Here is a 20113-nt window from a genome sequence, read left to right as displayed (position 1 = left end):
CTGTGGGGTCGAGGGTCAAGACAGACGCCGTACGCCGGGACCGGACGGGACTCGACGGTACGTCCCTACGGTTCCGTAACCTACGGCGACGTAAGTATGGCAGCGTGCCGGGCGGCGGCAAGAGCCCGAGAGCCTGCGCGTCACCGTGGCCACCTATCCTTGGAGTCGGTCGGACAGCGCGGTCCGCTGACGTTTCTTCCCGGACGCTCCGGCCCGTATGCGGGCCCCGCCGCGTGGCAGGCGGCCCGGGTTCCCTCCCAGACGAGCTTCAACACTGCAAGGAGCCGCACCTGTGAGCAGTGCCGACGACCAGACCACCACGACCGGCAGCGAGCTGCGCGCCGACATCCGCCGGCTGGGTGACCTCCTGGGCGAGACCCTCGTCCGGCAGGAGGGGCCCGAACTCCTCGATTTGGTCGAGAAGGTCCGCCGCCTCACCCGCGAGGACGGCGAGGCCGCCGCCGAGCTGCTGCGCGGCACCGAACTGGAGACCGCGGCCAAGCTGGTCCGCGCCTTCTCCACCTACTTCCACCTGGCCAACGTCACCGAGCAGGTGCACCGCGGCCGGGAGCTGCGCGCCCGCCGCGCGGCCGAGGGCGGCCTGCTGGCCCGCACCGCCGACCGGCTCAAGGACGCCGACCCCGAGCACGTGCGGCAGAGCGTGGCGAACCTCAACGTCCGCCCGGTCTTCACCGCCCACCCCACCGAGGCCGCGCGCCGGTCGGTCCTCAACAAGCTCCGGCGCGTCGCCGCACTCCTGGACACCCCCGTCCTCGACTCCGACCGCCGCCGGCACGACGTCCGCCTCGCCGAGAACATCGACCTCGTCTGGCAGACCGACGAACTGCGCGTGGTCCGCCCCGAGCCCGCCGACGAGGCCCGCAACGCCATCTACTACCTCGACGAACTGCACGCCGACGCCGTCGGCGACGTCCTGGAGGACCTGACGGCGGAGCTGGAGCGGGTCGGCGTCAAGCTGCCCGACGAAACCCGCCCGCTCACCTTCGGCACCTGGATCGGCGGCGACCGCGACGGCAACCCCAACGTCACCCCCCAGGTCACCTGGGACGTCCTCATCCTCCAGCACGAGCACGGCATCAACGACGCCCTGGAGATGGTCGACGAGCTGCGCGGCCTGCTCTCCAACTCCATCCGCTACACCGGCGCCACCGAGGAACTCCTGGAGTCCCTGCGGGCCGACCTGGACCGGCTGCCCGAGATCAGCCCCCGCTACAAGCGCCTCAACGCCGAGGAGCCCTACCGGCTCAAGGCCACCTGCGTCCGGCAGAAGCTGGAGAACACCAAGCTGCGCCTCGCCCGGGGCAGCGCCCACGAGGACGGCCGCGACTACCTCGGCACCGCCGAACTCCTCGCCGACCTGCGCATCCTCCAGACCTCGCTGCGCGCCCACCGCGGCGCCCTGCTCGCCGACGGCCGGCTCAGCCGCGTCCTGCGCACCCTGGCCGCCTTCGGCCTCCAGCTCGCCACCATGGACGTCCGCGAACACGCCGACGCCCACCACCACGCCCTCGGCCAGCTCTTCGACCGCCTCGGCGAGGAGTCCTGGCGCTACGCCGACATGCCCCGCGAGTACCGGGCCCGGCTGCTCGCCAAGGAACTGCGCTCCAGAAGGCCGCTCGCGCCCACCCCCGCGCCCGTCGACGCGGCCGGCGCCAAGACCCTCGGCGTCTTCGAGACCGTCAAGAAGGCCCTCGCGGTCTTCGGCCCCGAGGTCATCGAGTCCTACATCATCTCCATGTGCCAGGGCGCCGACGACGTCTTCGCCGCCGCCGTCCTCGCCCGCGAGGCCGGCCTGCTCGACCTGCACGCCGGCTGGGCGAAGATCGGCATCGTCCCGCTGCTGGAGACCACCGACGAGCTGAAGGCCGCCGACACCATCCTGGAGGACATGCTCTCCGACCCGTCCTACCGGCGCCTGGTCGCGCTGCGCGGGGACGTCCAGGAGGTCATGCTCGGCTACTCCGACTCCTCCAAGTTCGGCGGCATCACCACCAGCCAGTGGGAGATCCACCGCGCCCAGCGCCGGCTGCGCGACGTCGCCCACCGCTACGGCGTACGCCTGCGCCTCTTCCACGGCCGCGGCGGCACCGTCGGCCGCGGCGGCGGCCCCTCCCACGACGCGATCCTCGCCCAGCCCTGGGGCACCCTGGAAGGCGAGATCAAGGTCACCGAACAGGGCGAGGTCATCTCCGACAAGTACCTCATCCCCTCGCTGGCCCGCGAGAACCTGGAACTGACCGTCGCGGCCACCCTCCAGGCCTCCGCCCTGCACACCGCGCCCCGCCAGTCCGACGATGCGCTCGCCCGCTGGGACGCCGCGATGGACGTCGTCTCCGACGCCGCCCATGCCGCCTACCGCCGGCTCGTCGAGGATCCCGATCTGCCGAACTACTTCCTCGCCTCCACGCCCGTCGACCAGCTCGCCGAGCTGCACCTGGGCTCGCGGCCCTCGCGCCGCCCCGGCTCGGGCGTCTCGCTCGACGGACTGCGCGCCATCCCCTGGGTGTTCGGCTGGACCCAGTCCCGGCAGATCGTCCCCGGCTGGTTCGGCGTCGGCTCCGGCCTCAAGGCCCTGCGCGAGGCGGGCCTGCGGCAGGAGGGGGACACCGTCCTCGCCGAGATGCACGAACAGTGGCACTTCTTCCGCAACTTCGTCTCCAACGTCGAGATGACCCTCGCCAAGACCGACCTGCGGATCGCCCAGCACTACGTCGACACCCTCGTCCCCGACGAGCTGAAGCACGTCTTCGACACCATCAGGGCCGAACACGAGCTGACCGTCGCCGAGGTGCTGCGCATCACCGGCGAGAGCGAACTCCTCGCCGCCACGCCCGTCCTGAAGCAGACCTTCGCCATCCGCGACGCCTACCTGGACCCCATCTCCTACCTCCAGGTCACCCTGCTCAAGCGCCAGCGCGACGCGGCCGCCGCCGGAGCGAGCCCCGACCCGCTGCTCTCCCGGGCCCTGCTCCTCACCGTCAACGGCGTCGCCGCCGGCCTGCGCAACACCGGCTGACCCCCTGACACACCGGTGCCCCCGAGGTCGTACGACCCCGGGGGCACCCGTCATCTCAGCGTCCTACCGCACCGCCAGGAACGCCGACGTCAGCAGCGCGGCCCCGGCCAGGCCCAGCGCCCACGCCATCCGGGTCAGCCGCATCCCGCCCGCCACCACCACCGACGCCAGCAGCAGCGCGCCGCCGAACGGCACCCAGGCGTACAGGATCCCCGCCGGGCCCGAGCGCACCGCGTGCGAGGACTGCGGCTTCAGCACGACGGCGTACGTCTCCCCCTTGCGCACCGCGACCGACTTGTCGAGCGTCACGCGCGCGCGTGCCCGTGCCCCGTCCGACGTCGGCGTGAACGGCCCCGAACAGCTGTCGCCCGCGCAGGCCGTCACCCGGACCGTGCCCTCCTCGCGGCCCTTGGACAGCATCACGTGCTGCGCGGTCCCCCAGGAGCCCCACACCCCGCCGAACAGGATCACGACGGCGAGCGCGCCCATGACCGCGACCCGCCCGAACCGCAGCACGGACACGGACGACCGACGGGCGGGGGAGGCGGAGGCAGGCATGGCCGGGATCATTGGCCATACCGCTACGGCGGGTCAACTCACCGCCGCGCCAAAGCCGTACAAGTCAGGAGTTGTACGCGCCCTGCGCCCGCTCCAGGCCCTCCGTCACCAGAGCCTCCACCGCGTCCGCCGCCCGGTCCACGAAGTAGTCCAGCTCCTTGCGCTCGGCGGACGAGAAGTCCTTCAGCACGAAGTCCGCCACCTGCATCCGCCCCGGCGGCCGGCCGATCCCGAACCGCACCCGGTGGTACTCCGCGCCCATCGCCTTCGTCATCGACTTCAGGCCGTTGTGCCCGTTGTCGCCGCCGCCCAGCTTCAGCCGCAGCGTGCCGTAGTCGATGTCCAGCTCGTCGTGGACGGCCACCACGTTCGCCACCGGCACCTTGTAGAAGTCCTTCAGCGCGTTCACCGGGCCGCCGGACAGGTTCATGAACGACATCGGCTTCGCCACGATCACCCGCCGGTTCGCCGGCCCCACCGGACCGATCCGGCCCTCCAGGACCTGCGCCTGCGCCTTGCCGGCCCGCTTGAACTTCCCCCCGATCCGGTGCGCGAGCAGGTCGGCCACCATGAAACCGACGTTGTGCCGGTTCATCGCGTACTCCGGCCCGGGATTGCCGAGCCCGACGATCAGCCAGGGGGCGTTGGCGGGGGTGGTCACGTCCATGTCTCCTCGATACGCGCCAGCCGCCGCCTCCGGTGCGGAGACGGCGGCTGAACAGATGATGACGAAGAGGATCAGGCCTCGGCGGCCTGCTCCTCGCCCTCCTCGGACTCCTCGCCCTCGGTCTCCTCGACCTGGGCCTGCAGCACCTGGAGGACGACCGCGTCCTCGTCCACGGCCAGGGTCACACCGCTGGGCAGCTTGATGTCCTTGGCGTGGACCGAGGCACCGGCCTCCAGGCCCTCGACGGAGACCGTGACGGCCTCGGGGATGTGCGTGGCCTCGGCCTCGACCGGCAGGGCGGCCAGGACGTGCTCCAGCAGGTTGCCGCCCGGGGCCAGCTCGCCCTCGGCCTGGACCGGGATCTCGACCGTGACCTTCTCGCCGCGCTTGACCAGCAGCAGGTCGACGTGCTCCAGGAAGCCCTTCAGCGGGTCGCGCTGCACGGACTTCGGGATCGCCAGCTCGTTGGTCTTGCCGTCGATGTCCAGCGAGATCAGGACGTTCGGCGTACGCAGCGCGAGCAGCAGCTCGTGGCCCGGCAGGGTCAGGTGCAGCGGGTCGGAACCGTGGCCGTAGAGAACACCCGGAACCTTGTCCTCGCGGCGGATGCGGCGCGCGGCACCCTTGCCGAACTCGGTGCGGGACTCGGCGGCGATCTTCACCTCGGACATGGGGATCACTCCTCGTAGTAACTGGGTACGGACGTGGTCACCCGGCCACGAACGGCCTGCTACGAAGAGCGCGTCGATAACGGACCGCCGTACGCACGCGTACGGCCTCCCTCGCCGAGCAACTTGAGCAGTCTACTCGGCGGGGGAGGCCGCACCAAAAGGATCTTCAGTTAATGCCGGGCGAGGGGGTGCAGAACCTCACTGCTCGTCGAAGAGGCTGGTCACCGAGCCGTCCTCGAACACCTCGCGCACCGCGCTCGCGATCGTCGGAGCGATCGACAGCACCTTGATCTTGTCCAGGTCCCGGCCCAGTTCCGCCGGCGTCGGCAGCGAGTCCGTGAACACGAACTCGCTCACCCGCGAGTTCTTCAGCCGGTCCGCCGCCGGACCTGACAGCACCCCGTGCGTCGCCGTCACGATGACGTCCTCCGCGCCGTGCGCGAACAACGCGTCCGCCGCCGCACAGATCGTGCCACCCGTGTCGATCATGTCGTCGACCAGCACACACACCCGGCCCTTGACCTCACCCACGACCTCGTGGACGGTCACCTGGTTCGCCACGTCCTTGTCACGCCGCTTGTGCACGATCGCCAGCGGCGCACCCAGCCGGTCGCACCACCGGTCCGCCACCCGCACCCGGCCCGCGTCCGGCGACACCACCGTCAGCTTCTCCCGGCCCACCTTGCCGCCCACGTAGTCCGCCAGCAGCGGCAGCGCGAACAGGTGGTCCACCGGACCGTCGAAGAAGCCCTGGATCTGGTCCGTGTGCAGATCCACGGTCAGAATCCGGTCGGCACCCGCCGTCTTCATCAGATCCGCGATCAGCCGCGCCGAGATCGGTTCACGGCCACGGTGCTTCTTGTCCTGCCGTGCGTAACCGTAGAACGGCACGATCACCGTGATCGACCGCGCCGACGCCCGCTTCAGAGCGTCGATCATGATCAACTGCTCCATGATCCACTTGTTGATCGGAGCCGTGTGGCTCTGGATCAGAAAGCAGTCCGCACCACGCGCCGACTCCTGATAACGGACATAGATCTCACCGTTCGCGAAGTCGAAGGCCTTCGTCGGGACAACCCCGACACCCAGCTGCTGGGCGACCTCCTCGGCAAGCTCGGGGTGGGCGCGGCCGGAGAAGAACATCATCTTCTTCTCGCCGGTCGTCTTGATCCCGGTCACAGCACTGTCTCCTCAGAGGTTGTCAGCCAGCCGGCTGCTCGACGACCTCTCGGCTGGGCGTGAGAGGCCGATACCAGCTGGTAGGGGTGCGGATGCACTCGTGCGGATGTGCACTTATCACGGTACGCCGTGTTTGGCGCACACGAGTCCGGTCAGTCCTCGCTCTCGCCCCGCCCGGACGCCGCCTCGGCCGCCTTCGCCGCAGCACTCCCCGGACGCTTCCGCGCCACCCAACCCTCGATATTCCGCTGCTGGCCACGGGCCACGGCCAGCGAACCGGGCGGCACATCCTTCGTGATCACGGACCCGGCAGCGGTGTACGCGCCGTCCCCCACCGTGACAGGAGCCACAAACATGTTGTCCGAACCGGTCCGGCAATGCGACCCGATCGTCGTGTGATGCTTGTCCTGACCGTCATAGTTCACGAACACACTCGCGGCACCGATGTTCGAGTACTCACCGATCGTCGCATCCCCCACATACGACAGATGCGGCACCTTCGTACCCTCACCGATCCGCGCGTTCTTCGTCTCCACGTACGTACCGATCTTGCCCTTCGCACCGAGCCGCGTCCCCGCCCGCAGATACGCGAACGGCCCCACACTCGCCCCCTCGCCCACCACGGCACCCTCGGACACCGTGTTGTCCACCCGCGCCCCCGCACCCACCTTCGTGTCCTTCAGCCGGCTGTTCGGACCGACCTCCGCACCCTCCGCCACATGCGTCGAACCCGTCAGCTGCGTCCCCGGATGCACCACCGCGTCCTGCCCGAACGTCACCGTCACATCCACCCACGTCGTCGCCGGATCCACCACCGTCACACCGTCCAGCATCGCCCGCGTCAGCAACCGGTCGTTCAGGATCCGGCGCGCCTCCGCCAGCTGCACCCGGTTGTTGATCCCCGCGATCTCCCGGTGATCCGACGCCACCGACGCCCCCACCCGATGCCCGGCCGCCCGCAGAATCCCCAGCACGTCCGTCAGGTACTCCTCACCCTGACTGTTGTCAGTCCGCACCTTCTTCAGCGCGTCCGCCAGCAGCGCCCCGTCGAACGCGAACACACCGCTGTTGATCTCCCGGAGCGCCCGCTGCGCCTCCGTCGCGTCCTTGTGCTCCACGATCGCCGTCACCGCGCCGGTCGCCTCGTCCCGCACAATCCGGCCGTAACCGGTCGCGTCCGGCACCTCGGCGGTCAGCACGGTCACGGCGTTGCCGTCCGCCTGGTGCGTCTCGGCGAGCCGCTTCAGCGTGTCGGCGGTCAGCAGGGGGGTGTCCCCGCACACCACGACGACGGTCCCGGCCACGGCACCGCCCAGCTCCTCCAGGCCCATCCGCACCGCGTGCCCGGTGCCGTTCTGCTTCGCCTGTACGGCCGTACGCGCGTCCGGGTCGACGGCGGTCAGGTGCTCGGTCACCTGCTCACGGGCGTGGCCCACGACCACGACCAGCTGCTGCGGCCGCAACTCCCGGGCGGCGGCCAGCACATGACCGACGAGGGAACGGCCGCAGATCTCGTGCAGGACCTTCGGGGTGGCGGACTTCATACGGGTGCCCTCACCCGCTGCGAGAACGACGACGGCTGCCGGGCGGATGGCGCTCACGGAGTTGCCCTTCGGCTCTGAATGGGTGGGGGTGACAGCCGCAGGATACCGGGGGGAGTTTCGGGGGGTATGAATGCGGGCCCTGACCGGGGGTTGCCGGTGAGGGCCCGAGTGAGCATGCGCTCCCCTGCCAGGACTCGAACCTGGAATGATCCATCCAAAGTGGACTGTGTTGCCGATTACACCACAGGGGATAGCAAACCCGTCTAATCGGACATCTTGCCGATCGGTTGGGTGGCTCCCAACACTATGCCGTACCAAGAGCCTTCGATGCGACGGTACAAGTCGGCACCCCTCAGGACTTTGATCACGAGGCAGCCGCGATAGCCGTCGCCGGTGTTCTTGCGGACCGTCTTCGGGTTGTGCCGCTTGATGGTGGTCTTGTTGAAGGAGTCGGGAGACGCGCCGACCAACTCGGCCCAGTAGCGCTCGGCCGCCGCGATGTCCGCCGTCTCGTGGATCATCACCGTGAACCGCAGTCGGCTCCGCTCCACTTCCAGCAGGTCAAGCCAGGCCAGGAAGACCTCGATCATGCCGGGGTCGCTGTTCACGAAGCAGACGTTCTCCCGGCGGGCGTACGGCTTGTCCTTACCGCCCTCGGCCCAGTAGAGGCCGACTCCCAACAGGAACAGCTCGCGGGCGGACAGGCCGCCGACCGCCCGCTTGGCTTCCTCCTTCGTGTGCCGGCGTTCCTCGTCCCGCAGGCGCAGCTTCTCCTCCCAGCCCTTACGTGCGATCGCCGACGCCTCCTCGGGGGTTCGGCGGCGCTCGGGCTTGGGCAGATCCCGTACCCACAGCGAGATCGAGCTGCGGGAGCAGCCGAGTTCCGTCTCGATCTGGTCGTAGGTCCAGCCCTGGAGGCGTAAGGCGCGGGCCTGGGCGCGGAGGTCGTCCTTGGCGCGGGGGCGCTTGGTCCAGGCGGGTGGGGGTTCGCCCTTGACCAGGTGGTTGAGGAGGTCGTTGTTGAAGATCTTCAGTTCGTCGCGGATCTGCCGGAGGCTGTGCCCGGCGCGGCGCAGTGCGACGGCTTGTTCGCGCAGGGTTTCGAGGTCGGCGTAGGGGCCGGATGTCTGTGCCATGCCTCCACCGTCCGGGTGGAATGCCAGGTTCCGGGGTCGAACGGGGGTGGTTCACCAGTTCGGGGGATTTCGGTGGGTTTCGAGGGCGTTCGGTTACGGCGTGTAGTGTGTGGAGGTCGGGGAAAGTCACCGGAAAAGCCGCACCCGGCGCCCGTAGGCTGGGTGTATGACCATGACGGGGGAAGAGCATGCCGCGGGCCTGACCGGCCCGTGGTGGTGGAGCAGGTGGCGCAGCGCGGTGCTCGACGGGGGTCTGGCGCTGGTGTCGGCCGCGGAGTGTGCCGCCGAGGGGGTTCCGTTCGCGCGGGACGCGGGCGTGCCGGTGTCGGTGGGGGTCGTGTTCGGCCTGATCGCGGGTTCGGTCCTGCTGGTGCGCAGGCGGTGGCCGATCGCGGTCGTGCTGGTGGCGATCGCGGTCACGCCGGCCGAGATGGGTTTCCTGATGGGGGTCGTCGGCCTGTACACGCTGGCGGCGTGCGAGCTGCCGCGCCGGATCATCGTTGCGCTGTCGGGGATGTCGCTGGTGGCGACGGCGGTCGTGACGTTCGTGCGGGTGCGGCAGGACATGGCGCGGGGCGATCTGACGCTCGGTGACTGGTTCGTGCCGTTCGCGGCGGTGACGACGGCGTTGGGGCTGACGGCTCCGCCGGTGCTGCTGGGGTTGTACGTGGGGGCGCGGCGGCGGCTGATGGAGAGCTTGCGGGAGCGGGCGGACTCGTTGGAGCGGGAGCTTCAGCTGCTGGCGGAGCGGGCGGAGGAGCGGGCCGAGTGGGCGCGTAACGAGGAGCGGACGCGGATCGCGCGGGAGATGCACGACGTGGTGGCGCACCGGGTGAGTCTGATGGTGGTGCACGCGGCGGCGTTGCAGGCGGTGGCGCGGAAGGATCCGGAGAAGGCGGTGCGCAATGCCGCGCTGGTGGGGGACATGGGCCGGCAGGCGTTGACGGAGCTGCGGGAGATGCTGGGGGTGCTGCGGGCGGGGGAGGAGGCGGGCCGGCGTGCGGCGTCGGTGCCGTTGGCGGCGGTGGGGGAGGCGGCCGCGGCGGCGGCTTCGCGGGCGGCCGGTGAGGAGGTCGCGGTGGAGGGGCCGTGTCTGTCGGAGCTGGAGGAGTTGGTCGGGCAGTCGGCGGCGGCGGGGATGGTCGTGGAGCTGTCGGTGCAGGGGGAGGTGCGCGGGTATGCGGCGGAGGTCGAGCAGACGGCGTACCGGGTGGTGCAGGAGGCGTTGACGAACGTCCACAAGCACGCCGCGGGGGCGAAGACGCGGGTGCGGTTGGCGCATCGGGCGGCGGAGATCGCGATGCAGGTGGAGAACGAGCCGCCGCCGGAGCCTCGGTCGGCGTCGGCGGCGGGTCTGCCGTCGGGTGGGAACGGCCTGGTGGGGATGCGGGAGCGGGTCGTGGGGCTGGGCGGGGTGTTCGTGTCGGGGCCGACGGACGCGGGGGGTTTCCGGGTGTCGGCGGTGATTCCGGCGGCTTAGCGCGCCCGGGAGGTCAGCCGGCGGTGAGGCGGGCGGGTTCTATGCCGGTGACGAGGAGTGCGAGGGCGTGGTCGATGTCGGGGCCGACGTACCAGTCGCCGGTGTGGTCGAGGGCGTAGACGCGGCCTTCGGCGTCGATGGCGAGGAGGGCGGCGGTGTCGGTCTCCTCGCCGAGGGGGCTGAGTTCGGTGCCGAGGGCGCGGCCGAGGTCGCCGAGGGTGCGGGCGTGGTGGAGGCCGTGGAGGGGGTCGAGGTGGAGGTGGGCGGGGGCGATCTGGCGGCCGGGTCCGGAGGGGGCGACGCGCAGGCCGCCGAATTCGGCCCAGGCCTCGACGGCGGCGGGGAAGACGCTGTGCCGGTGGCCCGCGGGTGAGGCGTGCTCGCGCAGGGTGTCGGCCCAGATCTCGGCCTGTTGTATGTCCCAGCGTCCGGGTTGCCAGCCGGCGGCGCGCAGGGCGGCGTCGACGGTGACGGGGAAGCGGGTGGTGGAGGCGCGGTCGGGGTGCATCTGCCCTTCGTTCGTCGTTCCGGCGTGGTGGTGCGGGTGTTGTCGGTCTTAGCTGTCGGTTGCCGTGGGGTCGACGACGCGGATGCCGAAGTGGGCGGTGAGGGCGGTGCAGGCGCGGCAGGGGGCGGCGAAGCTGCCGTGGAGGGGGTCGCCGTCCTCTCGTATGCGGCGGGCGGTGAGTTTGGCGTGTTTGAGGGCCCGGCGGCCTTCGCCGTTGGTCATGGGTCTGCGGGCGGCGCGTTTGCTGCGGGCGGTGTCGGCGGCGGTGAGGTGCCGGGAGATGAGGATGGTCTCGGCGCAGCGGCCGGTGAAGCGGTCGCGCTGGGCGCTGGTGAGGGCGTCGAGGAAGTCCTGGACGAGCGGGTGCAGGGTGGGGGGTTCCTCGCCGCGGGCGGCGGTGCCGGTGAGGGTGGTGCCGCGGACGGAGAGGGCCGCGGCGACGGCGGGCAGGATGCCGTCGCGGCGGTGCCGGAGCGTGGGGGCGGGGGGTGTGTCGGTGCCGCTCCAGTCGATGCGAGGGTCGCCGGACCGCACGTCGGTACCTCCGGTCCGCATGGTTTTCATGGTCGTTGTTCCCTCCCCGGGCATCCCCCCGAAGGACACAGGGTGCCAAATGCCGTGGCTCGTGCGGAAGCTGGGGCGCCGCGACACGCCCGTGTCGGGGGTGGTGGTGACGGTGGGGTGACGGCTGGTCACGGAGTCGGGAGGGGTGGGGTGGGTGGGGTCCTGGTGGGCCGGTGACCGGGGTTCGGGTTCCGCATAGGCTGTCGCCATCCGCGTACGACACGCCGTTCAGGCCAGAGAGAACGCCGCAGGGGGCACCGCCATGACGACAGGTCGGCTGGGGCAGCGACAGGCCGCGCCGCCCAATGTGGCCTATGCCGGGCAGGTCGTGCATTTTCCGGATCCGGTCCGGGCGGCACGTCACCCGAGAGGGGTACGGGTCGATGAGGGCGGTTACCCGGATTTCGCTCCCTACGCGCGCGTGGCGGTGGAGATCGCCGAGCCGCCGGAGGGTTTCGGTGTCGACGAGCTGCGGCTGACGGACTTCGTGTCGGCGAACGCGGCGTTGGCGGCGGCGGGGCACGAGTTGTGGGACACGGTGCCGGATGTGGCGACGCCGCACGGCTGGACGTGGCATCACGTGGTGGGGGCGCGGCGGCTGGAGCTGGTTCCGGTCGAGGTGAAGGCGTTGCTGCGGCATCACGGCGGGGTGGCGACGGCGGGGGTGGATCACGGCAAGCGGGGGACGCGGCCGTTGCGGGAGACGCGTCCGGCGCACTTCGGGCTGCCGAAGCTGGGGGTGGCGGTGACGGAGGCGCAGGTGCAGGGGGTCGAGGAGGACCTCGGGTACCGGCTGCCGGGTGCCTACCGTTCGTTCCTGAAGGCGGCCGGTGGTTGTGCGCCGGTGGGCGCGGCGCTGGACGCGGAGCTGGGTCTGCTGGTGGACCAGCCGTTCTTCACGGTGCGTGAGGAGGCGGCGGTCAACGACCTGGTGTACGTCAACAAGTGTCTGCGCGACCACCTGACGAAGGACTACCTGGCCGTCGCGTTCGTGCAGGGCGGTCTGCTCGCGGTGAAGGTGCGGGGCGAGCGGGTCGGTTCGGTGTGGTTCTGCGCGTACGACGATGCCCGGGACGTGGATCCCTCGTGGTCGCCGGCGGAGCGGGTGGAGCGTCTGCTGCTGCCGTGCGGTGACGACTTCGATGGCTTCCTGTCCCGTCTGGCCGGCAATCCGCCGGAGTTGGAGACGGTGGCCAGTCTGATGGTGGACGGCGGTTTCGCCCGTGTCGTCCCGGTGTCTTCCGGTCCGGTGGGGGAGTGAGCTGCACGCGATGGTGACGTACGCGCAGGCGCAGGAGCGCGCCGAGGAGTGGGTCAACGGGGATGTCCCGGCCTATCAGCACCGTGAGGTGCGGGTGCGGGAGTTCGAGCTGGGTTTCGTGGTGTGGGGCGAGGACCGTGCGGAGGGTCCGCGGTCGGACGCGGGTGCGCAGCGGCTGGTGATCGCCCGGGACAGCGGTGAGGCCACGCTGTGGCCGGCGTTGCCGGTGGGTGAGGTGATCCGCCGGTACGAGGAGGAGTACGGCCGTCCGGACGGGCCGCAGGACGCGGTGCCGGCGCCCGCTGCGGCTCGGGTCGACCTGAACCAGACGTCGTTCCTGCTGTCTCCTCCGGAGTGGTTGCAGGAGGCGGCGGACAAGCTGGGGATCGGGGAGCGGCGCCCGGCGGCGTCGGAGGGTTCGGCCGCCGGTTCCGGGGCTTCCTCCGGTGGTGCCGGGCTGGCGGAGACGCAGGCCGGGGTGCCGGTGGCGGGCGGGGTGTCCGGTGGTGCGGCTGCTCCGGCCGAGGTGCCGGAGGTGCCGGAGGGGGCGACGCCCTGGGCCGGTACGGACACGAACGCGGACGGCGGTGAGGACGACCGTTCCGTGCCGCTGCCCGCGACGGTGTTCGCGCCGCCGCTGAGCGATTCCGAGGACGAGGCGCCGCACCCGCCGGCGGCCACGCCCGAGGCGAGGACGGCGCTGCTGCCGGGCGGCAGCCAACTGCCGCCGACGGCGGTGGCGCCGGCGCTCGATCCTGCACAGGCGCCGGGTGTGCCGCAGGGCAGCCCGCCGCCTCCGCCGCCGCCCGGCACGCCGCCGTACGGCTACCCGCAGACGGCTCCGGGCTACGGCTACCCGCAGCCGCCCGGCGGTGTGCCGCACGCTGCGCGGCCCGGGACGGACACGGGTGATGGTGCGGAGCGACGGCTCGCGCCGCACGCCGGGGACATCGCGGACGCCGCGACGAGCAAGGCCGCGCCGCCGCCGAAGCGGGCGCGCGGTCCGGTGGGCGCGCCGCCTCCGCCGCCTGGTGTTCCCGGCGCGCCGGGTGTGCGCCCGGGTGATGCGGTGACTCCGCCCGCGCCGGGTGCGCCGGCGGGCGGGTATGTGCCGACCCAGCTCGTGTCGTCGCTCGGGTCCGAGGGGCCCGGCGGCCCGGCTGCTCCGGGGAGCGCGGAAGGAGCGCAGGCGCCGGGCGCGCCTCAGTCGCCGGGTACGCCGGCGGGCGGTCCGCCCGGTACGCCCCCGGCCGGCGTGCACCACGCGGCGACGGTGCTGGCCGATCCGAACCAGTTGGGCGGCGGCGCGCAGGGCGGCCCGGGAGCCCCGGGTGCGCCGAACCCGCCGGGCGCCCCCGCCTTCCCGGGCGCTCCCGGCACGCCCAACGCCCCTGCCGCGCCGGCAATCCCGAACGCTCCCGGTGCCCCCGGCGTTCCCGGTGCCCCCGGTGCCGTGCACCACGCCGAGACCGTGCTGTCCGGACCCCCGGTGCCCGGCCCCGGCACACCCCCTTCGCCGCCGGCTCCCGGCGCCCCCGGCATGCCGCCGCCCGTGCCCGGCGCCCCCGGCGCCCCGGCGCCCGTCGGCCCCCCGCAGCCGATGCCGCCCGCCGGCCCGGTGCCGGGGCAGGTTCCGGCGTACGGGTATCCGCAGCAGGGGCGGCCGACCGTCGGCCCCGGCTATCAGGCGGTGCTGCGCTATCGGGCGCAGGACGGTTCGGAGCAGCAGCTGATCCGGCGTTCGGCGCCGGGTATGCCGCATCCGGAGTGGCAGATCTTCCACGAGCTGCGCGCGATGAACGTGCCGCCGGACCAGGTGCTGGAGCTGCACACGGAGTTGGAGTCGTGCGAGCTGCCGGGTGCCTACTGCGCGCGGATGATCCGGGAGCAGTGGCCGCAGGCGCGGATCGCGAGCATCGCGCCGTACGGCACGGATCACGCGAGCCGGCAGCAGGGCATGCGGGAGCTGCTGGCGCACCAGGGTGAGCTGCACCAGGTGGCGGACGGTCCCGCGCGGCCGGCGCCGGTGCGGGCGCCGCTGCCGCCGGTGCAGGCCGCCCCGGCGATCCCGCCGGAGGGCATCGCGCAGGAGCTGGCGGCGGTGTTCGGGCCCGGGGTGTTCCGGTTCGAGCACCAGGCGGTGTCGCGGCAGGGCGTGCCGCCGGTCGTGGCGCACACGCTGGTCGTGGCCGGGCTGCCGGTGGACCTGGGCCCGTTCTTCTGGGCGCAGGCGCAGCCGGGCCGTCCGGTGCCCACGCTGGCGGAGCTGGCGGCCGAGCGCGGGGTGCGGCCGGCGGCGGACGCGGGGTCGTACCTCGTGATGGGTACGGACTTCGGCAAGGCGCTGTGTGTGCAGTACGGGACGGCGAACATCGTGGCCGTGCCGGTGGAGGCGGGTCCGGGCGGTGCTCCGGTGCCGCCGCAGTTCGTCAACAGCGGCCTGCCGGAGTTCACGCGCTGCCTGGCGCTGCTGGGCCGGATGTGGCGGCTGCGGTACGGGCTGAACCAGGAGCAGGCGGGCCGCTGGACCGTCGACTTCCAGGCGCAGCTCGCCTCCCTGGACCCGGCGGCGCTCGGCTCGCCGGAGAGCTGGTGGTCGGTGCTGCTGGAGCAGCTGTGGGACGGCCTGTTGTAGAGGAGACGCCCCCGCCCGGGTGAGCACGCGGAGAACCCACCGTCAGCGCCTCGCGCACGGTGGGTTCTTCGCTGCGGAGTGTCGCGTTATGCACACTTACGTCTGATCCATCAAGATGTGCGCGGAATCATCCTGTCGTGTCCGTCCGGTGGAGAGGGGTCCCCAGGTGAGCAGCGCAGCGATGCCGCCGTACGACTTCGAGACGGTCCGGGGGCGCGGTTACCGGCCCGAGCAGGTCGACGCCTTCCTGGCGGCGCTGTCGCTCGACCGGGACGCGGCGTGGGAGCGGGCCGCCCGGCTGACGGTGCTCGCCAAGGACATGGGCGCGGAGGCGGCACGGCTGCGCGAGGTCCTCGCCGCGCTGCCGCCGCAGACGTACGAGACGCTCGGCGAGAGCGCGCAGCGGGTGTTCCAGGTCGTGCGGGAGGAAGCGGAGAACATCCGCGAGCGCACGCGGTGTGCGGCGCGCGAGCAGACCGCGCGGGCGGAGGCGCACGCGGAGGGCGTGCGCCGGGCGGCGCGGGAAGCGGCGGACGCGCTCCGTGCGGAAGCCGACGAACACGCCGAAGGGCTGCTGCTCGCCGCGCGCACCGAGGCCGACGAACTGCGCGTCGCCGCCCGGCGCGCGGTGAAGGGGGAGCGCGCGCAGGCGCTCTCCGCGGTGCGCGAGGCGCGGCAGTACACCGAGGGGTTGATCGCCGAGCAGGCCCGGGAGCACGCCGAGCGCGACGCGCGGGCCGAAGACGAGGAGGCCGAGCGGGCCGCCGCGGCCGACGCCCGTATCGCCGAGCGGACGGGGCGGGCCGAGCAGGCGCTGGCCGAGGCCGAGCGGGAGTTTCGCGAGGCGCAGGAGTTCACGGGCCGCTGCCAGGAGGAGGCACGCGCGCGTGCCGACGAGATCGTCGCGGACGCCCGCGCGCGCGAGGAGCGCATCGCCGGGGAGACGGAGCAACTGCTGTGCGAGCACAGTGAGACCTGGGACGACGTGCGGGCGCACATGGACAGCGTGCGCAGCAGCCTGTCCTCGCTGACGGGCCGGGCCATTGAGTAGCGCGGGACCCGGTCCCTGCTACCGCCGCACCGCCCCCGCCAGGATCCGGCCCTCCACCGCCTCGTACCGGCGCCGCTGCTGCTCCGCCTGCGCGCGGCCGGACGCGATCGTGCCCAGCCAGCCGAGGAGGAAACCGGCCGGGATGGAGACGATGCCGGTGGTGGTGAACGGGAACCAGTCGAAGTCGGCGTGCGGGAAGGCCGCGGCGGGCGAGCCGGAGACGAGCCTGGTGCCCGGCATCAGAAGCAGCACGGTCAGCGTGCCGCCGATGAGCGTGCTCAGCAGTCCGGCGCGGGTGTAGCGGCGCCAGAACAGGCCGTAGACCAGGGCCGGGGCGAGGGCGGAGGCGCCCAGGCAGAAGGAGAGCGTCACCAGGGGCTGAAGGCTGTAGCGCTGCGCCAGGGTGGCCAGCAGGACGGCCGGCACCCCTATGGCGAGCGCGGACAGCCGGGCCAGGGCCAGCTCGCGGCGGGCCGGCATCTCCCGCGCGCGGGTCGCGAGGACGTCGTGGGCGAGGGAGTTGGCACAGGCGAGGATCATCCCGGCGACCGAGGCGAGCAGGGTCAGGAAGATCGCGGTGGTGACCAGGGTGAAGAGGAACGCTTCCAGGGTGGACACCCCGGTGCCGAGCACCGCGCGGGAGCCCAGCAGGTACGCCGTGTTGCCCTGCGGGTCGGCCGCCGCGATCGCCGGGCGTCCGACCAGGGCCGTGGCGCCGAAGCCCACCACGGTGACGACGAGGGTGAACAGGGCGACGACCGTCACCGCCCAGGACATCGAGCGGCGCACCTGGCGGGCGCTGGAGGCGGTGTACACGCGCATGGTGACGTGCGGCAGGCAGGCGCCGCCGAGGACCACCGTCAGCTCGGAGGCGATCATGTCCAGCCGGGAGAGCGGCCCGGCTCCGAACTGGAGACCGGAGCGCAGGAAGTCCGGTCCGGTGCCGCTGTGCTGCGCGGCGGCGCTGATCAGGGCGCCCGGCTCCCAGTCGAAGCGGCGCAGCGTCAGCAGGGCGACGACGGCACCGGAGCCGACCAGCAGCACGATCTTCACGATCTGGACGAGCGCGGTGCCCCGCATGCCGCCGATCGCGGCGTAGGCGATCATCAGCGTGCCCAGGGCGATGACGCAGCCGGTCTTCAGGGACTCGTCCGAGAAGCCGAGGACGAAGGCCATCAGCTGTCCGGTCGCGGCCAGTTGGACCAGCATCAGCGGCAGCAGCGTGGCGATGGTCACCACGCAGGCCGTGACGCGCACACAGCGGTCCGGCAGTCGGCGGGCCAGCGCGTCGCCCAGGGTGAACCGGCCCGCGTTGCGCAGCGGTTCGGCCAGCAGGAACATCAGCAGCATCAGCGACAGCGCGGTGCTGAGGGCGAGGACGACCCCGTCGTAGCCGCACAGGGCGATCACCCCGCCGGTGCCGAGGACGGTGGCGGCGGAGAGGTAGTCGCCGGCGATGGCGAGCCCGTTGCGCAGCGGGGAGAGGGAGCCGTAGCCGGTGTAGAACGCGTCGAGGTCGTCGCGGTCGGGTCCGGTCATCACGCACAGCAGCAGGGTCACGGTGACGACGGTGGAGAAGGCGACCAGGGACATGCTCTGCGCGGAGTCGCTGAAACCGGTGGGTCCGGGGGCGGCCGTCACCGCGGCACCCCCCGGCGCGCGTCCAGTTCGGCCCGTCTGCGGACGCGGTCCGCGAGCGGGTCGACGCGCCGGCGCGCGGTGCGCTCGTACCGGGCGGTCGCGAGCCAGGTGACGGGGACCTGGAGGAGGGCGAGCAGCAGTCCGGCGGGGACGCCGCCGGCGACGGTGCGGGACAGGGCGCCGGGGGCGTACGCGGACAGGAGGAGAAAGAGGGTGAAGCAGCCGAGCGTGGTGAGGGTGGCGGTGCCGCGCTGCCGCCGGCAGGCGTCGCGCAGCATCCGCAGGTCGTCGCGGCGGCCGAGGGGCTCGCGGTGCGGGTGGTGCACGGGGCGCGGCGGCTCGGGCGCGACCGGCTGCCAGGGGTAGCTGTACGGGGTGGGGCCGTATGGGGTGGGGCCGTACGGCGGCGGTGGCGGGGTGTACGGCGGGTGCGGCGGCTCGTGGGACATCCCGGGGCTCCTCGCGCGGCTCGGGTCCGTGGCGGCGGACCACAGGGAGGTGGGGGCGCGGAGCCCGCACGTTACTCGCGAGTTCGGGATGGGCGGGGCGTTTTTCCCCAACGGGCCGGCCGGTCCGCGCTCACCTGCCGGGTCCCGGTGGTCCTGTGGTCAACTCCGTGTTGACCTGGGGGCCTTCGGGACTGGTTCAGTCGTTCAGTACCGGGAACCTGCGCGGCGCCACGAGCAGCAGCACGACGAAGGCCAGGGCCGCCGCGCCGGCCGCGCCGAGGTACACCGCGTGCACCGCCGCGGCGACGGCCCGCCGGGTCGTCTCGGGGGCCGTACCGGCGTCCCACGCGCGCGTGACGGAGTCGAGGTCGCCCGCGCCGCCCAGGCGCGCGGCCAGCACGCCGTTGGCGACCGCGCCGAACAGGGAGGCGCCCAGGGTCTGCCCGGTCTGCCGGCAGAAGAGGACGGACGCGGTCGTGGTGCCGCGTTCCGACCAGCCCACCGTGGACTGCACCCCGACGATCAGCGGCAGCTGGAACAGGCCGAGCGCCCCGCCGAGCAGCAGCATCAGCAGGGTCGGCTGCCACCACGAGCCGGGATACGGCAGGAACGGGAACGCGCCGAGGATCAGGGCCGCGAGGCCGATGCCGAGCAGGGCGGTGTCCCGGAAACCGATGCGCCGGTAGACATGCTGGCTGAGGGCGGCCGACAGCGGCCAGCTCAGCGTCCACACCGACAGCACGAAACCGGCGGCCACCGGCGCGAGTCCGAGCACCGACTGGGCGTACGTCGGCAGGAACACGCTCGGGGCCACCATCAGCAGCCCCAGCGCGCCGAGCGCCAGGTTGACGGCCGCGATCGTCCGGCGCCGCCACACCCAGCCCGGGATGATCGGCTCGGCGGCCCGCCGCTCCACCCACACCACCGCGAGGGCCAGCGCCAGGCCGGCGGCGAACAGCGCCAGCGACGGCGCGGACAGCCAGGACCAGGCGACGCCGCCCTGCACCAGCGCCGTCAGCAGCACCCCGCCGCACGCGAACACCGTCAGCGCGCCGCGCCAGTCCACGCGCGCGTGGCGGCCGTTCTCCGTACCCGGCCGCTGCGGCTCGTGCAGGTGACGGCTGATCAGCCACAGGGCGGCGGCGCCGATCGGCAGGTTGAGCAGGAAGATCCAGCGCCAGTCGGCGTACGTGGCGAGCACCCCGCCGAGTCCGGGCCCGGCGACCGCCGACACCGCCCACACGGTCGACAACTTGGACTGGATCCTCGGGCGCTCGGCGAGCGGGTACAGATCGGCGGCGAGGGTCTGCACGGTGCCCTGCAGCGCGCCGCCGCCCAGGCCCTGCACGATCCGGAACGCGATCAGCGCCCCCATGTTCCAGGCCACCGCGCACAGCAGCGAGCCCGCCAGGAACACCGCAGCGCCGATCACCAGCACCGGCTTGCGGCCGAAGGTGTCGGACAGCTTGCCGTACACCGGCAGGGAGACGGTCACGGCGAGCAGATAGCCCGAGAACAGCCAGGAGAAGACGGAGAAGCCGCCGAGGTCGCCGACGATCTGCGGTACGGCCGTGGAGACGACGGTGGAGTCCAGGGCCGCCAGCGCCATCGCCAGCATCAGCGCGGCGACGACCGCCCCGCGCCGCCGGGTGTCCTGCCGTCCGGCCGTGCCGCCGCGTATCGCGGGTGTCGTACCGCCCACCGCAAATCCCCTCCCGTATCCGCCCGTTGA

The 20113-nt window shown here is 72.4% G+C and carries 16 protein-coding genes and 1 tRNA gene; 5 read left to right on the top strand and 12 right to left on the bottom strand.

Going from position 1 to position 20113, the window contains the following annotated elements; translation table 11 throughout:
* The first annotated feature begins 292 nt into the window (after positions 1-292).
* Positions 293-3037, top strand: coding sequence for a phosphoenolpyruvate carboxylase (gene ppc, locus NX794_RS03160; RefSeq protein WP_258776544.1), 2745 nt, complete (start codon positions 293-295; stop codon positions 3035-3037).
* Between the two features lie 63 nt (positions 3038-3100).
* Here the strand turns inward: ppc and NX794_RS03155 are convergent, their stop codons facing one another.
* The 7 genes from NX794_RS03155 to NX794_RS03125 form a co-directional block, all read right to left on the bottom strand.
* Positions 3101-3607, bottom strand: a complete 507-nt coding sequence (locus NX794_RS03155) for a hypothetical protein (protein ID WP_258776543.1) — start codon at positions 3605-3607, stop codon at positions 3101-3103.
* 52 nt (positions 3608-3659) lie between these two features.
* Positions 3660-4262: an aminoacyl-tRNA hydrolase gene (gene pth, locus NX794_RS03150; RefSeq protein WP_258776541.1), complete on the bottom strand. Its 603-nt coding sequence runs from the start codon at positions 4260-4262 to the stop codon at positions 3660-3662.
* A 71-nt stretch (positions 4263-4333) separates the two neighbouring features.
* Entirely contained in the window at positions 4334-4933 is a 600-nt protein-coding gene (locus tag NX794_RS03145) for a 50S ribosomal protein L25/general stress protein Ctc (protein WP_258776540.1), read from the bottom strand.
* A 198-nt stretch (positions 4934-5131) separates the two neighbouring features.
* Positions 5132-6112 (bottom strand): ribose-phosphate diphosphokinase, encoded by a 981-nt coding sequence (locus NX794_RS03140; RefSeq protein ID WP_258776539.1) that lies wholly within the window; start codon positions 6110-6112, stop codon positions 5132-5134.
* A gap of 152 nt (positions 6113-6264) precedes the next feature.
* Positions 6265-7713: a bifunctional UDP-N-acetylglucosamine diphosphorylase/glucosamine-1-phosphate N-acetyltransferase GlmU gene (gene glmU, locus NX794_RS03135; protein ID WP_258776538.1), complete on the bottom strand. Its 1449-nt coding sequence runs from the start codon at positions 7711-7713 to the stop codon at positions 6265-6267.
* Between the two features lie 122 nt (positions 7714-7835).
* Positions 7836-7907 (bottom strand) — tRNA-Gln (locus NX794_RS03130).
* A gap of 12 nt (positions 7908-7919) precedes the next feature.
* Positions 7920-8792, bottom strand: coding sequence for a terminase gpP N-terminus-related DNA-binding protein (locus NX794_RS03125; RefSeq protein WP_258776537.1), 873 nt, complete (start codon positions 8790-8792; stop codon positions 7920-7922).
* 166 nt (positions 8793-8958) lie between these two features.
* Between NX794_RS03125 and NX794_RS03120 the strand changes: the two genes are divergently transcribed.
* Positions 8959-10272 carry a sensor histidine kinase gene (locus tag NX794_RS03120; RefSeq protein ID WP_258776536.1) on the top strand — a complete coding sequence of 438 codons (1314 nt, stop codon included), beginning with the start codon at positions 8959-8961 and terminating at the stop codon, positions 10270-10272.
* A gap of 13 nt (positions 10273-10285) precedes the next feature.
* On the opposite strand, the gene NX794_RS03115 is transcribed toward NX794_RS03120, so the two are convergent.
* Together NX794_RS03115 and NX794_RS03110 are read right to left on the bottom strand one after the other, a co-directional pair.
* Positions 10286-10780: an SUKH-3 domain-containing protein gene (locus tag NX794_RS03115; protein ID WP_258776534.1), complete on the bottom strand. Its 495-nt coding sequence runs from the start codon at positions 10778-10780 to the stop codon at positions 10286-10288.
* Between the two features lie 48 nt (positions 10781-10828).
* Positions 10829-11344 carry a YwqJ-related putative deaminase gene (locus NX794_RS03110; RefSeq protein WP_258776533.1) on the bottom strand — a complete coding sequence of 172 codons (516 nt, stop codon included), beginning with the start codon at positions 11342-11344 and terminating at the stop codon, positions 10829-10831.
* 262 nt (positions 11345-11606) lie between these two features.
* On the opposite strand from NX794_RS03110, the gene NX794_RS03105 reads away from it, so the two are divergent.
* From NX794_RS03105 to NX794_RS03095, 3 genes are all read left to right on the top strand, one after another.
* Positions 11607-12605, top strand: a complete 999-nt coding sequence (locus tag NX794_RS03105; protein ID WP_258776532.1) for an SMI1/KNR4 family protein — start codon at positions 11607-11609, stop codon at positions 12603-12605.
* Positions 12606-12615: 10 nt separating this feature from the next.
* Complete coding sequence (locus NX794_RS03100; RefSeq protein WP_258776531.1) at positions 12616-15240, top strand: SUKH-4 family immunity protein; 2625 nt, start codon at positions 12616-12618, stop codon at positions 15238-15240.
* Between the two features lie 166 nt (positions 15241-15406).
* Entirely contained in the window at positions 15407-16291 is an 885-nt protein-coding gene (locus NX794_RS03095) for a DivIVA domain-containing protein (RefSeq protein WP_258776530.1), read from the top strand.
* Between the two features lie 18 nt (positions 16292-16309).
* On the opposite strand, the gene NX794_RS03090 is transcribed toward NX794_RS03095, so the two are convergent.
* The 3 genes from NX794_RS03090 to NX794_RS03080 form a co-directional block, all read right to left on the bottom strand.
* The gene (locus NX794_RS03090) at positions 16310-17884 is read right to left on the bottom strand and encodes a sodium/solute symporter (RefSeq protein WP_258776965.1); all 1575 of its coding nucleotides are present in this window, start codon (positions 17882-17884) and stop codon (positions 16310-16312) included.
* A 44-nt stretch (positions 17885-17928) separates the two neighbouring features.
* Complete coding sequence (locus tag NX794_RS03085; RefSeq protein WP_258776529.1) at positions 17929-18381, bottom strand: DUF485 domain-containing protein; 453 nt, start codon at positions 18379-18381, stop codon at positions 17929-17931.
* 196 nt (positions 18382-18577) lie between these two features.
* Complete coding sequence (locus NX794_RS03080) at positions 18578-20083, bottom strand: MFS transporter (protein WP_258776528.1); 1506 nt, start codon at positions 20081-20083, stop codon at positions 18578-18580.
* Between the last annotated feature and the right edge of the window lie 30 nt (positions 20084-20113).

The organism is Streptomyces pyxinicus, assembly GCF_024753135.1.
Taxonomy (GTDB): Bacteria; Actinomycetota; Actinomycetes; order Streptomycetales; family Streptomycetaceae; genus Streptomyces; species Streptomyces pyxinicus.
This window is presented reverse-complemented; position numbering and strand designations above follow the sequence as displayed.